This window comes from Citrobacter sp. XY323 (assembly GCF_025106035.1).
Taxonomy (GTDB): domain Bacteria; phylum Pseudomonadota; class Gammaproteobacteria; order Enterobacterales; family Enterobacteriaceae; genus Citrobacter; species Citrobacter braakii.
This window is the reverse complement of record NZ_JANYUK010000001.1, coordinates 468,719-482,319: the sequence shown is the minus strand read 5'-3', so window position 1 is coordinate 482,319 and position 13,601 is coordinate 468,719. Positions and strand designations below refer to the sequence as shown.

Here is a 13,601-nt window from a genome sequence, read left to right as displayed (position 1 = left end):
GAGAAAGAATGACACCAGGCGGACAAGCTCAAATAGGTAATGTTGATCTCGTAAAACAGCTTAACAGCGCGGCGGTTTATCGCCTGATTGACCAGCATGGGCCAATCTCGCGAATTCAAATTGCCGAGCAAAGCCAGCTTGCCCCCGCCAGCGTAACGAAAATTACGCGTCAATTGATTGAACGCGGGCTAATCAAAGAAGTCGATCAGCAGGCCTCCACCGGGGGCCGCCGCGCTATCTCTATCGTCACCGAAACCCGCAATTTCCACGCGATTGGCGTACGCCTGGGCCGCCACGATACTACGCTCACGCTCTATGATATGAGCAGTAAAGTGGTCGCTGAAGAGCATTATCCCCTCCCGGAGCGCACCCAGGAAACGCTCGAGTATGCGCTGCTCAACACCATTGCCACCTTTATTGAGAACTGCCAGCGGAAAATCCGCGAGCTGGTTGCGATTTCCGTCATTCTGCCAGGCCTGGTTGATCCTGAAAGCGGCGTCATCCGCTATATGCCGCACATTCAGGTCGAAAACTGGGGGCTGGTCGAAGCACTCGAAAAACGCTTTAAGGTCACCTGCTTTGTCGGTCACGATATTCGCAGTCTGGCGCTGGCCGAGCACTATTTCGGGGCAAGCCAGGATTGCGAAGACTCTATTTTGGTGCGTGTTCACCGCGGAACCGGGGCGGGAATCATCTCCAATGGCCGAATTTTTATTGGTCGCAATGGCAACGTGGGTGAGATTGGCCATATTCAGGTAGAGCCGCTGGGTGAACGCTGTCACTGCGGTAATTTCGGCTGTCTGGAAACAATTGCCGCCAATGCCTCTATTGAACACCGCGTGCAGAACTTATTGAAACAGGGTTATCCAAGCCGACTCACGCTGGATGATTGCGGCATTAAAGCCATCTGTAAGGCGGCTAATAAAGGCGATAACCTGGCATCAGAAGTCATTGAGCACGTTGGTCGTCACCTGGGTAAAACCATCGCCATTGCCATCAACCTGTTTAACCCACAAAAAATCGTCATTGCGGGCGAGATTACCGAGGCTGATAAAGTGCTGCTGCCTGCTATAGAAAGCTGTATCAACACGCAGGCGTTGAAAGCGTTTCGCCACAATTTACCGGTGGTTCGTTCCACGCTGGATCACCGTTCAGCCATTGGCGCCTTTGCGCTGGTGAAGCGTGCGATGCTCAACGGTACATTGCTGCAACGTTTGCTGGAAAGCTAATACCAAGCTGCCTCTGCGTTAGCTGCACCTGCTCACCCCAGTCACTTACTTCAGTAAGCTTCCGGGGTTCTCAGACTTGCCGCCTTGATGCAACTCGAATGATTTAGTGTATTTTGTGTATAGTAATGCCTTCTTTTTTTGATGTCGGATTGTCCATGGCCATTAAGAATGTAATTTGTGATATCGACGGCGTGCTGATGCACGACAATGTTGCTGTACCAGGTGCGGCAGAATTTCTGACTGGGATCCTGGAAAAAGGCCTGCCGTTAGTTTTGCTGACTAACTATCCTTCACAGACCGGGCAGGATTTGGCAAACCGCTTCGCCACCGCGGGTGTGAATGTCCCTGATAGCGTCTTTTATACTTCCGCCATGGCTACCGCTGATTTTCTTCGCCGCCAGGAAGGGAAAAAGGCTTACGTGGTAGGTGAAGGTGCGTTAATTCACGAGCTGTATAAAGCCGGGTTTACTATTACTGACGTGAACCCCGATTTTGTGATTGTTGGCGAGACGCGATCCTATAACTGGGACATGATGCATAAAGCGGCATATTTTGTGGCCAACGGCGCGCGTTTCATCGCCACAAACCCGGATACTCACGGACGCGGCTTTTATCCCGCCTGTGGTGCGCTGTGCGCCGGTATCGAAAAAATCTCTGGCCGCAAGCCGTTTTATGTGGGCAAACCCAGCCCGTGGATTATTCGCGCGGCGCTCAACAAAATGCAGGCGCATTCGGAAGAGACCGTTATCGTCGGCGACAACCTGCGTACCGATATTCTGGCGGGCTTCCAGGCGGGTCTCGAAACCATCCTGGTATTGTCTGGCGTTTCGACGCTCGACGACATTGACAGCATGCCGTTCAGACCAAGCTGGATTTACCCGTCCGTTGCGGAAATTGATGTGATTTGATGCGTAAGCCGGATAAGACGCCCCCGCGTCATATCCGGCCAGAAGAAATCTTTCCATTTAATAAAACCGCCATAAAATTATCGATTCATTAATAAACCCGTCTATTCCGTAATCTTTTTTCACCAATCCACAATGACCATTGCGTTTTTTATTTTCTGACCCGTAATTCACTTGCGCCCTCTCCAGCTTTGCGGCATTTTCTTTATCAAGCAAACATAAAAAGCATCACGCAACAGGTTAACGGAGAAGGTTATGTGTTCTATTTTTGGCGTATTCGATATTAAAACTGACGCAGTTGAACTGCGTAAAAAAGCCCTGGAATTGTCTCGTCTGATGCGCCATCGCGGCCCGGACTGGTCGGGTATTTACGCCAGTGATAACGCCATTCTGGCGCACGAACGTCTGTCCATCGTCGACGTCAACGCCGGTGCTCAGCCGCTGTACAACGTGAAGAAAACGCATATCCTGGCGGTTAACGGTGAAATTTATAACCATCAGGCGCTGCGCGCTGAATACGGCGATCGTTATCAGTTCCAGACCGGTTCCGACTGCGAAGTTATCCTTGCGCTGTATCAGGAAAAAGGCCCAGAGTTTCTGGATGACCTGCAAGGCATGTTTGCTTTTGCTCTGTACGACAGCGAGCAGGACGCTTATCTGATCGGTCGCGATCATATCGGGATCATCCCGCTGTATATGGGTTACGACGAGCACGGTAACTTCTACGTTGCGTCTGAAATGAAAGCCCTGGTTCCCGTGTGTCGCACGATCAAAGAATTCCCGGCCGGTAGCTATTTATGGAGTAAAGACGGCGAAATTCGTCAGTACTACCAGCGCGACTGGTTTGAATACGATGCGGTAAAAGACAACGTTACCGATAAAAACGAGTTGCGTCAGGCACTGGAAGATGCAGTGAAAAGCCACCTGATGTCAGATGTTCCTTATGGTGTATTGCTGTCCGGCGGTCTGGATTCATCCGTCATTTCCGCAATCACCAAAAAATACGCCGCGCGTCGTGTTGAAGATCAGGAGCGTAGCGAAGCCTGGTGGCCGCAGTTGCACTCCTTCGCCGTAGGCCTGGAAGGCGCTCCGGACCTGAAAGCCGCACAAGAGGTGGCGAACCATCTGGGTACTGTACACCATGAGATCCACTTCACCGTGCAGGAAGGTTTGGATGCTATCCGCGACGTGATTTATCACATCGAGACTTACGATGTTACGACGATTCGCGCCTCGACCCCGATGTACTTAATGTCGCGTAAAATTAAAGCGATGGGCATTAAAATGGTGCTGTCGGGCGAAGGTTCTGACGAAGTATTTGGCGGCTATCTCTATTTCCACAAAGCACCAGATGCAAAAGAGCTGCACGAAGAGACCGTGCGTAAGCTGCAGGCGCTGCATATGTTCGACTGTGCCCGTGCCAACAAAGCTATGTCGGCCTGGGGAGTGGAAGCTCGCGTGCCCTTCCTGGATAAGAAATTCCTTGATGTGGCGATGCGCATCAACCCGCAGGACAAAATGTGCGGCAACGGCAAAATGGAAAAACATGTTCTGCGTGAATGTTTTGAATCCTACCTGCCAGCAAGCGTTGCGTGGCGCCAGAAAGAGCAGTTCTCCGATGGTGTCGGTTACAGCTGGATTGATACCCTGAAAGAGGTGGCCGCTGAGCAAGTTTCTGACCAACAACTGGAAACCGCCAGCTTCCGTTTCCCTTACAACACGCCATCATCTAAAGAAGCGTATTTGTACCGTGAGATTTTCGAAGAGCTGTTCCCGGTTGCGAGCGCTGCGGAATGTGTGCCTGGCGGGCCGTCTGTTGCCTGTTCTTCTGCCAAAGCAATCGAATGGGATGAGGCGTTTAAAACCATGAACGATCCTTCTGGTCGTGCGGTTGGCGTACATCAGTCCGCTTATAAATAAGTTAATCCTTAGAAAAGGGCCCTGCGGGGCTCTTTTTTATGTCTATTTTCTGTGCAAAAAAACAATTAATAACTAATAATTGCCGAATATTGCGTCATGCTGTTCGCAACCTAACCAAACAGTCACATTCCAGCTATTTTCAATGAAAAAGGGGTTGACGCTTCAAGGCTCAATACGCATAATGCGCCCCGCAACGCCGATAAGGTTACGCGAAAAAAAGATGGCTACGTAGCTCAGCTGGTTAGAGCACATCACTCATAATGATGGGGTCACAGGTTCGAATCCCGTCGTAGCCACCATCTTTTTTGCGGGAGTGGCGAAATTGGTAGACGCACCAGATTTAGGTTCTGGCGCCGCAAGGTGTGCGAGTTCAAGTCTCGCCTCCCGCACCATTCACCCGTAAGCGTTGCACGGATGGGGTATCGCCAAGCGGTAAGGCACCGGTTTTTGATACCGGCATTCCCTGGTTCGAATCCAGGTACCCCAGCCATTTTTTCTTCGATGTAGCGGTTCACCGCAACGGTCATTGGGGTATCGCCAAGCGGTAAGGCACCGGTTTTTGATACCGGCATTCCCTGGTTCGAATCCAGGTACCCCAGCCATCGAAGAATATGATAATATCTGGCTACGTAGCTCAGCTGGTTAGAGCACATCACTCATAATGATGGGGTCACAGGTTCGAATCCCGTCGTAGCCACCATATTAAGGACGTATCGACTCGTTCGGTAAATCCAAAAAATTGTTGGGGTATCGCCAAGCGGTAAGGCTCTGGTTTCTGATACCAGCATTCCGAGGTTCGAATCCTCGTACCCCAGCCAATTTCAAAAAGCCGTCCATTCTGTGGATGCACCCGTTGGGGTATCGCCAAGCGGTAAGGCTCTGGTTTCTGATACCAGCATTCCGAGGTTCGAATCCTCGTACCCCAGCCATATTAAAAAAGCTCGCTTCGGCGAGCTTTTTGCTTTCCTGCATTTATTACCTGATGGCGTTATGCTTACCAGGCCTACAACGTTCTCTGTAGGCCTGTCTGAATTACAATCCTAACGCGTACTTGAGTGCCTGGCGTTTCAGCACGCCGGCGCGCTCTGCGGCCATTAGCCCAAGATTACGCATGATGCGCAGCGGCTGCAGGTTGTTGCTAAATCCTGCGTAGAACAGATCCATGCCGCTTTGCATGATGAAATTGTCAGTCATGCGACGGTTCTGATAGCGCTTCAGCACCGGCTGACTTGCCCAGGACTCACCGTAGCTGCGCGCATTCACCAGCACGTCAATCAGCGCATCCACATCACGGAACCCCAAATTAACGCCCTGCCCCGCCAGCGGATGAATGGTATGCGCGGCGTCCCCCACCAGCGCCAGTCCTGGCTGCACATATTGCAGCGCGTGACGGCGCGTTAGCGGGAATGCCCCCGCTGCCACAGGCGTAACGTTACCGAGTCGCGATGGGAAATGTTTGGCGATCTCCGCCTGCAGTTGCGACATATTCAAACCTTGCAACTGGCGGATACGCGCCGGTGAGTCGTACCACACCAGCGAGGCCCAGTTATCAAACAGCGGTAAAAATGCGCGCGGACCGTCAGGGGTGAATTGCTGCCAGGTGCTGTCTCCCGGCGAATTCTCGCACTGCACGGTTATCAACATACAGGACTGCGCATACTGCCAGGCATGGATACCAATCCCGGCCATTTTCCGCACCTGAGAATTTGCGCCATCGGCGCCGATGACCAGCTTCGCGCTGATTTTTTCGCCACCAGCCAGCTCAAGCTCATGCCGATAGTTATGTTGATGCAGAGAGATCAGCGACGCAGGCACCCGCAGCGTGACTTTGGGGTGAACGTCCAGAGCCTGCCAGAGCGCCTGTTGCAGGACCGTGTTTTCCACCATATAGCCCAGTAAGGGCAGCTTAAGCTCGGCGGCATCAAACATCACATGGGCATTTTCCCATTCCCACGTTTCCAGACGACGGTAAGGATGGCTGCGCATCCCCTGAACCGTATCCCAGACGCCCAGCCCTTTCAGTAACGACACGGAGGCGGAGCTGATGGCCGAAATTCTGACATCAGGCTGTCCGTCAGCCACAAACGGCGCGGGAACGGCATGCTCAATGACCGTTACCGTAAATCCATGCTGCGCCAGTCCTAGCGCCAGCGCGCCGCCGACCATCCCCCCGCCGACAATGGCAATTTCCGTTGGTTGATTTGTCATGGTCAATTATCCTGTTACATGTATTGTGTAAGTTTACAGGATTTTTTACCCCTTGAGGCTGACATCCGTCATACTGGTCACAACCGCGCCAAAGCAGTACACTATGCGCCCTGCATTTCAGCCACAATTTCGCAAGAGCAAGTCGATGACCAAAAAACTCCATATTAAAACCTGGGGCTGTCAGATGAACGAATACGATTCATCGAAGATGGCCGATCTGCTGGATGCCACCCATGGGTATCAACTGACCGACGTGGCCGAAGAAGCGGATGTGCTGCTGCTGAATACCTGCTCTATCCGTGAGAAGGCTCAGGAAAAAGTCTTCCATCAGTTGGGCCGCTGGAAGCTGTTAAAAGAGAAAAACCCCAAGCTGATCATCGGTGTCGGTGGCTGTGTTGCGTCTCAGGAAGGCGACCATATTCGCCAACGCGCGCACTATGTCGATATTATTTTTGGGCCGCAAACCCTGCATCGTCTGCCGGAAATGATTAACAAAGTGCGTGGAAGTACCACCCGTAGCCCGGTGGTTGATATCAGTTTCCCGGAGATCGAAAAATTCGACCGCCTACCGGAACCGCGTGCTGAAGGTCCAAGCGCTTTCGTGTCAATCATGGAAGGTTGTAATAAATATTGTACTTACTGCGTGGTGCCATACACCCGCGGTGAAGAAGTGAGCCGTCCGGCGGACGATATTCTGTTTGAAATCGCCCAGCTTGCGGCGCAAGGCGTGCGTGAAGTGAACCTGCTGGGACAAAACGTGAACGCCTGGCGCGGTGAAAACTACGACGGCACGACCGGATCTTTTGCCGATCTGCTGCGTCTGGTCGCGGCGATCGATGGCATTGACCGTATCCGCTTCACCACCAGCCATCCGATCGAATTCACCGATGATATCATTGAAGTGTATCGTGACACGCCAGAACTGGTGAGTTTCCTGCACCTGCCGGTTCAGAGCGGTTCAGATCGCGTACTGAACCTGATGGGACGCACCCATACCGCGCTGGAATATAAAGCGATCATCCGCAAACTGCGCGCAGCGCGTCCGGATATCCAGATTAGCTCCGACTTCATCGTTGGCTTCCCAGGCGAAACCACGCAGGATTTCGAGCAGACCATGAAGTTGATTGCAGACGTCAATTTTGACATGAGCTACAGCTTTATCTTCTCTGCGCGTCCAGGCACCCCTGCCGCCGATATGGTTGACGACGTGCCGGAGGAAGAGAAAAAACAGCGCCTGTATATTCTGCAGGAGCGTATTAACCAGCAAGCCATGGCCTGGAGCCGTCGCATGGTCGGCACGACCCAGCGCATTCTGGTTGAAGGCACATCGCGTAAAAGCATCATGGAACTGTCTGGCCGTACCGAAAATAACCGAGTGGTGAACTTTGAAGGCAACCCGGAGATGGTCGGTAAGTTCGTGGATGTAGAAATTACCGATGTCTGGACGAACTCCCTGCGCGGTAAAGTGGTGCGCACCGAAGACGAAATGGGTCTGCGCATCGCTGAATCCCCTGAGTCGGTTATTGCGCGTACCCGCAAAGAAAACGATCTGGGCGTCGGTATTTATCAGCCTTAATCTTCAATGCCCGATGGCGCTACGCTTATCGGGCTTACTCTTCTGGGCTCGCTGCCCCGGCGGGCCTTGTAATCTACCTCATCATCCCCATATTTATCGCAATGCTTGCGCCTTTCCCCCATGGCGTGAATAATTTCCTTAGATGCCGGTAAATGTTCAGCGTCCGGCAAGACATGCAAAAGAGGAACAGTTTGAACATAGACACTCGTGAAATCACCCTTGAACCCGCAGACAATGCCCGCCTGTTGAGCCTTTGCGGCCCATTTGATGACAACATCAAGCAGCTGGAACGTCGCCTCGGCATCGAAATTAACCGCCGTGATAACCACTTTAAGCTGACCGGTCGCCCAATTTGCGTCACCGCGGCGGCAGATATTTTACGTAGCCTGTACGTCGATACTGCCCCAATGCGTGGTCAGACGCAGGACATTGAGCCTGAACAAATTCATCTGGCAATTAAAGAAGCGCGAGTGCTTGAGCAAAGCGCAGACAGCGTGCCGGAATTTGGCAAAGCGGTGAACATCAAAACCAAGCGCGGGGTAATTAAGCCGCGTACCCCGAACCAGGCACAATACATTGCGAATATCCTCGACCACGACATCACCTTTGGCGTTGGCCCTGCGGGTACGGGTAAAACGTATCTTGCGGTTGCCGCTGCGGTCGATGCGCTTGAGCGTCAGGAGATCCGTCGAATTCTGCTGACCCGTCCGGCAGTGGAAGCGGGCGAAAAACTCGGCTTCCTGCCGGGTGACCTCAGCCAGAAAGTCGATCCCTACTTACGACCGCTGTATGACGCACTGTTCGAAATGCTCGGGTTTGAGAAGGTCGAAAAGCTGATTGAGCGTAACGTCATTGAAGTTGCGCCGCTGGCCTACATGCGTGGTCGTACGTTAAACGATGCGTTCATCATTCTTGATGAGAGCCAGAACACCACCATCGAACAGATGAAAATGTTCCTGACCCGTATCGGCTTTAACTCCAAAGCGGTTATCACCGGCGATATCACCCAGATTGACCTGCCGCGAAGCACCAAATCCGGTCTGCGTCATGCCATTGAAGTACTGGCTGAAGTCGACGAAATTAGTTTTAATTTCTTCCATAGCGAAGACGTGGTTCGCCACCCGGTGGTCGCCCGTATCGTCACGGCGTATGAAGCCTGGGAAGAAGCAGAACAGAAACGCAAAGCCGAGCTGGCTGCAGAACGCAAGCGCGAAGCTCAGGAGCAGGAACAAAAATGAGTCAGGTTATTCTCGATTTACAGCTGGCATGTGAAGACGAATCCGGTTTACCAACAGAAAGTCAGTTTCAGGGTTGGCTGGATGCGGTGATCCCGCAGTTTCAGGAAGAGTCTGAAGTTACCATTCGTCTGGTCGATGACGCGGAAAGCCACGAGCTGAACCTGACCTATCGCGGGAAAGATAAGTCAACCAACGTACTCTCTTTCCCGTTTGAAGCCCCGCCGGGCATTGAAATGCCGCTGCTGGGCGATTTGATCATCTGCCGTCAGGTAGTCGAGAAAGAAGCGCAGGAACAAGGCAAACCGCTTGAGGCCCACTGGGCGCACATGGTGGTGCACGGTAGCCTGCATTTACTCGGTTACGACCATATCGAAGACGATGAAGCGGAAGAGATGGAATCCCTAGAAACAGAGATTATGCTTGCTCTGGGCTATGAGGATCCGTACATTGCCGAGAAAGAATAAGCATTTCGAAATCTTGTAAGCCTGATAAGGCGCAGCCGCCATCAGGTATTGCGCCTTATCTGGCTTACCTGGTTTGAAGTACGATGAAGAGACATGCCGTCAACAGCTGAATATACGCATGACGAGCTTTGTATTAACTAACATGAGAACCCATACGACGCCATGAGCGACGACAATTCACACAGTAGTGACACCTTAAACAGCAAAAAGGGATTTTTCTCCCTGTTACTGAGCCAACTTTTCCACGGTGAACCAAAAAACCGCGACGAACTGTTGGAGCTGATCCGTGATTCCGGGCAAAACGACCTTATCGATGAAGATACGCGCGATATGCTCGAAGGGGTGATGGATATTGCGGACCAACGCGTGCGCGACATCATGATCCCTCGCTCTCAGATGATTACCCTGAAACGCAACCAGACCCTGGACGAATGTCTCGATGTCATTATCGAGTCTGCCCACTCGCGTTTCCCGGTGATCAGCGAAGACAAAGATCACATTGAAGGGATTCTGATGGCCAAGGATCTGCTGCCGTTTATGCGCAGCGATGCCGAAGCCTTCAGCATGGAGAAAGTGTTACGCCAGGCGGTTGTCGTACCTGAAAGCAAGCGAGTTGACCGCATGCTGAAAGAGTTCCGCTCCCAGCGTTATCATATGGCTATCGTCATCGACGAATTCGGCGGTGTCTCAGGTCTGGTGACCATTGAGGACATCCTTGAACTGATCGTGGGTGAAATTGAAGATGAGTACGACGAAGAAGACGATATCGATTTCCGTCAGCTCAGTCGCCACACCTGGACCATTCGCGCTCTGGCGCCGATCGAAGACTTCAACGACGCTTTCGGTACCCATTTTAGCGACGAAGAAGTAGATACCATCGGCGGGCTGGTCATGCAGGCCTTTGGTCATCTGCCCGCGCGCGGGGAGACTATCGACATTGATGGTTACCAGTTCAAAGTGGCAATGGCCGACAGCCGTCGTATTATTCAGGTTCATGTCAGAATTCCGGACGACTCACCCCAGCCCAAACTGGACGAATAAACCCGAAACTGGATCTAAGACTACATGGCATTTGCCCCATTAATTGAACGCCAGCGCATTCGCCTGCTGCTGGCGTTATTATTCGGTGCCTGCGGGACGCTGGCTTTCTCTCCGTATGACATCTGGCCCGCTGCGATCGTTTCGCTGATGGGCCTGCAGGCTCTTACCTTCAATCGCCGCCCGCTCCAGTCTGCCGCAATCGGCTACTTCTGGGGATTGGGGCTGTTTGGCTCCGGCATCAACTGGGTTTACGTCAGCATCGCGCAGTTTGGCGGTATGCCGGGTCCCATTAATGTGTTCCTCGTGGTTCTGCTTGCCGCATACCTTTCCCTCTACACCGGCCTGTTTGCCGGCGTGTTGGCGCGTCTGTGGCCGAAAACCACCTGGATACGCGTGGCGATTGCCGCGCCGGTCGTCTGGCAAATAACCGAATTCCTGCGCGGCTGGGTACTGACCGGCTTTCCGTGGCTACAGTTCGGCTACAGTCAGATCGACGGTCCGTTAAAAGGGCTGGCTCCGGTAATGGGCGTTGAGGCGATTAACTTCCTGCTGATGGTGGTTAGCGGCCTGCTGGCGCTGGCGCTGGTGACGCGTAACTGGAAGCCGCTGATTGCCGCGCTAGTGCTCTTTGCTCTGCCCTTTCCGCTGCGCTATATCCAGTGGTACACGCTTGAGCCGGAAAAAACCACTCAGGTCTCGATGGTGCAGGGTGACATTGCGCAGTCGCTCAAATGGGATGAAGGTCAGTTACTCAACACCCTGAAGATTTATCTCGACGCCACCCAGCCTGAGATGGGCAAATCACAGCTAATCATCTGGCCAGAATCCGCTATTCCGGACCTGGAAATTAATCAGCAGCGTTTTCTGGGCATGATGGATGACCTGCTGAGATCGAAAAACAGCACGCTGATTACCGGTATCGTTGACGCGCGTCTGAACAAGCAGAATCGTTACGACACCTACAACACCATCATCACGCTGGGTAAAGACAGCCCGTACAGTTACGACTCCAGCAACCGCTACAACAAAAACCATCTGGTACCGTTTGGCGAGTTCGTCCCGCTGGAATCGATCCTGCGCCCGTTAGCGCCGTTCTTTGACCTGCCAATGTCATCTTTCAGCCGTGGGCCTTATGTGCAGCCACAGCTGCATGCGCACGGCTTTAAGCTGACGGCTGCCATCTGCTATGAAATCATTCTTGGCGAACAGGTACGGGATAATTTCCGCCCGGATACGGACTACCTGCTGACGATTTCCAACGATGCCTGGTTTGGTAAATCCATCGGCCCGTGGCAGCACTTCCAGATGGCGCGTATGCGTTCCCTCGAGCTGGCGCGCCCCCTGCTGCGTAGCACCAACAACGGTATTACGGCGGTGATTGGTCCACAGGGTGAGATTCAGGCGATGATCCCGCAGTTTACCCGCCAGGTCCTGACCACCAGTGTGACGCCAACGACGGGCTTAACCCCTTATGCCCGTACCGGTAACTGGCCGCTCTGGCTGCTGACCGCGCTGTTTGGCTTTGGTGCGGTGGTAATGAGCCTGCGCCAGCGTCGTAAGTAACCTTCCTTTCCCGGCCGGATAACGTTTCGCTTATCCGGCCCATAAAACATTTCCCGCTCCCCATTCTGGCATGTCTATTGCTTTGTTCTACAAGACAAATGCAGTTTTGGCTGAATGTGCAACCTGGTCGCACCAACGTTGAGCGCCGGTAGCACCTGAAAAGTGCAACAAGATATTTTTGCCCCCAAATGGTGCGGCGCACCTCGCAAAAATAAACAATAAAACAGCAAATTCTTTACATTCATCCAAACTAAATGTTAACAAACATATACAAGACTGCACGTTTTAGTAGCAAACAATAACAACATCACAATGGGTATCAATGCGTCCCTGGCGCAGACGATAAAGGAGTTGGATATGCAATTACGTAAGCTCGCCACAGCCATGCTGGTCATGGGAATGTCCGCCGGTCTGGCGCACGCAGAAGACGCAGCACCAGCGGCAGGCAGTACGCTGGACAAGATCGCCAAAAACGGCGTGATTGTGGTCGGCCACCGTGAATCATCGGTACCGTTTTCTTACTACGATAATCAACAAAAAGTGGTCGGTTATTCACAGGATTACTCCAACGCGATCGTTGAAGCCGTGAAGAAAAAGCTGAACAAGCCTGACCTGCAGGTGAAACTGATCCCGATTACTTCACAAAACCGTATCCCGCTGCTGCAAAACGGCACCTTCGACTTTGAATGTGGCTCCACAACCAACAACGTCGAGCGCCAAAAACAAGCGGCTTTCTCTGACACCATTTTCGTTGTTGGTACTCGTCTGCTGGCGAAAAAAGGCGGCGACGTCAAAGATTTCGCCGATCTGAAAGGTAAAGCCGTAGTCGTGACTTCGGGTACCACCTCAGAGGTGCTGCTGCACAAGCTGAATGAAGAGCAAAAAATGGATATGCGCATCATCAGCGCGAAAGACCACGGTGACTCTTTCCGTACTCTGGAAAGCGGCCGCGCCGTTGCCTTTATGATGGATGACGCCCTGCTGGCTGGCGAGCGCGCGAAGGCGAAGAAACCAGACAACTGGGAGATCGTCGGCAAGCCGCAGTCTCAGGAAGCTTACGGCTGCATGCTGCGTAAAGATGACCCTCAGTTCAAAAAGCTGATGGATGACACTATCGCCAAGGCGCAGACCTCAGGCGAAGCTGAGAAATGGTTTGATAAGTGGTTTAAAAATCCAATTCCACCGAAGAACCTGAACATGAATTTCGAACTGTCAGACGAGATGAAAGCCCTGTTCAAAGAACCGAATGATAAAGCGCTTAACTAATTAATTAGAAGAGTACACAAAACCTTTCAAGTTATATCGAGGCGGCAACTGAGCGAATTCCCGGGCGCTTACATGAGTAAGTAACCGGGATGAATAAAGGCAGCCAACAACGAGACATCTTGAAGGATGAAGTGTAATCAGGGAGGCTTCCCCTCCCTCTCGATTGCTACTCAGCACGGACAGACTATAAG

The 13,601-nt window shown here is 52.5% G+C and carries 10 protein-coding genes and 7 tRNA genes; 16 read left to right on the top strand and 1 reads right to left on the bottom strand.

Annotated elements, in window-relative coordinates; all coding sequences use genetic code 11:
- Positions 1-8 precede the first annotated feature (8 nt).
- The 10 genes from N0B36_RS02250 (at position 9) to N0B36_RS02205 (ending at position 4,983) form a co-directional block, all read left to right on the top strand.
- Positions 9-1,229, top strand: a complete 1,221-nt coding sequence (locus N0B36_RS02250) for an N-acetylglucosamine repressor (protein ID WP_016152247.1) — start codon at positions 9-11, stop codon at positions 1,227-1,229.
- Positions 1,230-1,384: 155 nt separating this feature from the next.
- Positions 1,385-2,137, top strand: coding sequence for a ribonucleotide monophosphatase NagD (gene nagD / locus N0B36_RS02245; protein ID WP_005121413.1), 753 nt, complete (start codon positions 1,385-1,387; stop codon positions 2,135-2,137).
- Positions 2,138-2,389: 252 nt separating this feature from the next.
- A complete protein-coding gene (gene asnB, locus N0B36_RS02240) occupies positions 2,390-4,054 on the top strand; it encodes an asparagine synthase B (RefSeq protein ID WP_003835552.1) in 1,665 nt (554 codons plus the stop codon).
- Positions 4,055-4,276: 222 nt separating this feature from the next.
- Positions 4,277-4,353, top strand: a tRNA-Met gene (locus N0B36_RS02235).
- Between the two features lie 8 nt (positions 4,354-4,361).
- Positions 4,362-4,446, top strand: a tRNA-Leu gene (locus N0B36_RS02230).
- 23 nt (positions 4,447-4,469) lie between these two features.
- Positions 4,470-4,544 (top strand) — tRNA-Gln (locus N0B36_RS02225).
- Positions 4,545-4,581: 37 nt separating this feature from the next.
- Positions 4,582-4,656: transfer RNA gene (locus tag N0B36_RS02220), tRNA-Gln, on the top strand.
- Between the two features lie 21 nt (positions 4,657-4,677).
- Positions 4,678-4,754, top strand: a tRNA-Met gene (locus tag N0B36_RS02215).
- 43 nt (positions 4,755-4,797) lie between these two features.
- A tRNA-Gln gene (locus tag N0B36_RS02210) sits at positions 4,798-4,872 on the top strand.
- A gap of 36 nt (positions 4,873-4,908) precedes the next feature.
- Positions 4,909-4,983 (top strand) — tRNA-Gln (locus N0B36_RS02205).
- A 103-nt stretch (positions 4,984-5,086) separates the two neighbouring features.
- Here the strand turns inward: N0B36_RS02205 and ubiF are convergent.
- The gene (gene ubiF / locus N0B36_RS02200) at positions 5,087-6,262 is read right to left on the bottom strand and encodes a 3-demethoxyubiquinol 3-hydroxylase (protein ID WP_259686024.1); all 1,176 of its coding nucleotides are present in this window, start codon (positions 6,260-6,262) and stop codon (positions 5,087-5,089) included.
- A 145-nt stretch (positions 6,263-6,407) separates the two neighbouring features.
- Between ubiF and miaB the strand changes: the two genes are divergently transcribed.
- From miaB to gltI, 6 genes are all read left to right on the top strand, one after another.
- Entirely contained in the window at positions 6,408-7,838 is a 1,431-nt protein-coding gene (gene miaB, locus N0B36_RS02195) for a tRNA (N6-isopentenyl adenosine(37)-C2)-methylthiotransferase MiaB (protein ID WP_103766019.1), read from the top strand.
- A gap of 191 nt (positions 7,839-8,029) precedes the next feature.
- Positions 8,030-9,076, top strand: coding sequence for a PhoH family protein (locus N0B36_RS02190; protein ID WP_019076268.1), 1,047 nt, complete (start codon positions 8,030-8,032; stop codon positions 9,074-9,076).
- Positions 9,073-9,540: an rRNA maturation RNase YbeY gene (ybeY, locus tag N0B36_RS02185; protein ID WP_003835559.1), complete on the top strand. Its 468-nt coding sequence runs from the start codon at positions 9,073-9,075 to the stop codon at positions 9,538-9,540. Before N0B36_RS02190 ends, ybeY begins: the two co-directional genes overlap by 4 nt.
- Before the next feature lie 162 nt (positions 9,541-9,702).
- Positions 9,703-10,581, top strand: a complete 879-nt coding sequence (corC, locus tag N0B36_RS02180; RefSeq protein ID WP_005121418.1) for a CNNM family magnesium/cobalt transport protein CorC — start codon at positions 9,703-9,705, stop codon at positions 10,579-10,581.
- A 24-nt stretch (positions 10,582-10,605) separates the two neighbouring features.
- A complete protein-coding gene (lnt, locus tag N0B36_RS02175; RefSeq protein ID WP_047501738.1) occupies positions 10,606-12,144 on the top strand; it encodes an apolipoprotein N-acyltransferase in 1,539 nt (512 codons plus the stop codon).
- A 357-nt stretch (positions 12,145-12,501) separates the two neighbouring features.
- Complete coding sequence (gene gltI / locus N0B36_RS02170; RefSeq protein ID WP_016152242.1) at positions 12,502-13,410, top strand: glutamate/aspartate ABC transporter substrate-binding protein GltI; 909 nt, start codon at positions 12,502-12,504, stop codon at positions 13,408-13,410.
- Positions 13,411-13,601 lie beyond the last annotated feature (191 nt).

Excerpts from the sequence above, each read along its gene's own strand:
- N0B36_RS02250 (WP_016152247.1), top strand. The coding sequence starts at position 9 with ATGACACCAGGCGGACAAGCTCAAATAGGTAATGTTGATCTCGTAAAA.
- nagD (WP_005121413.1), top strand. The coding sequence starts at position 1,385 with ATGGCCATTAAGAATGTAATTTGTGATATCGACGGCGTGCTGATGCAC.
- asnB (WP_003835552.1), top strand. The coding sequence starts at position 2,390 with ATGTGTTCTATTTTTGGCGTATTCGATATTAAAACTGACGCAGTTGAA.
- ubiF (WP_259686024.1), bottom strand. The coding sequence starts at position 6,262 with ATGACAAATCAACCAACGGAAATTGCCATTGTCGGCGGGGGGATGGTC.
- miaB (WP_103766019.1), top strand. The coding sequence starts at position 6,408 with ATGACCAAAAAACTCCATATTAAAACCTGGGGCTGTCAGATGAACGAA.
- ybeY (WP_003835559.1), top strand. The coding sequence starts at position 9,073 with ATGAGTCAGGTTATTCTCGATTTACAGCTGGCATGTGAAGACGAATCC.
- corC (WP_005121418.1), top strand. The coding sequence starts at position 9,703 with ATGAGCGACGACAATTCACACAGTAGTGACACCTTAAACAGCAAAAAG.
- lnt (WP_047501738.1), top strand. The coding sequence starts at position 10,606 with ATGGCATTTGCCCCATTAATTGAACGCCAGCGCATTCGCCTGCTGCTG.
- gltI (WP_016152242.1), top strand. The coding sequence starts at position 12,502 with ATGCAATTACGTAAGCTCGCCACAGCCATGCTGGTCATGGGAATGTCC.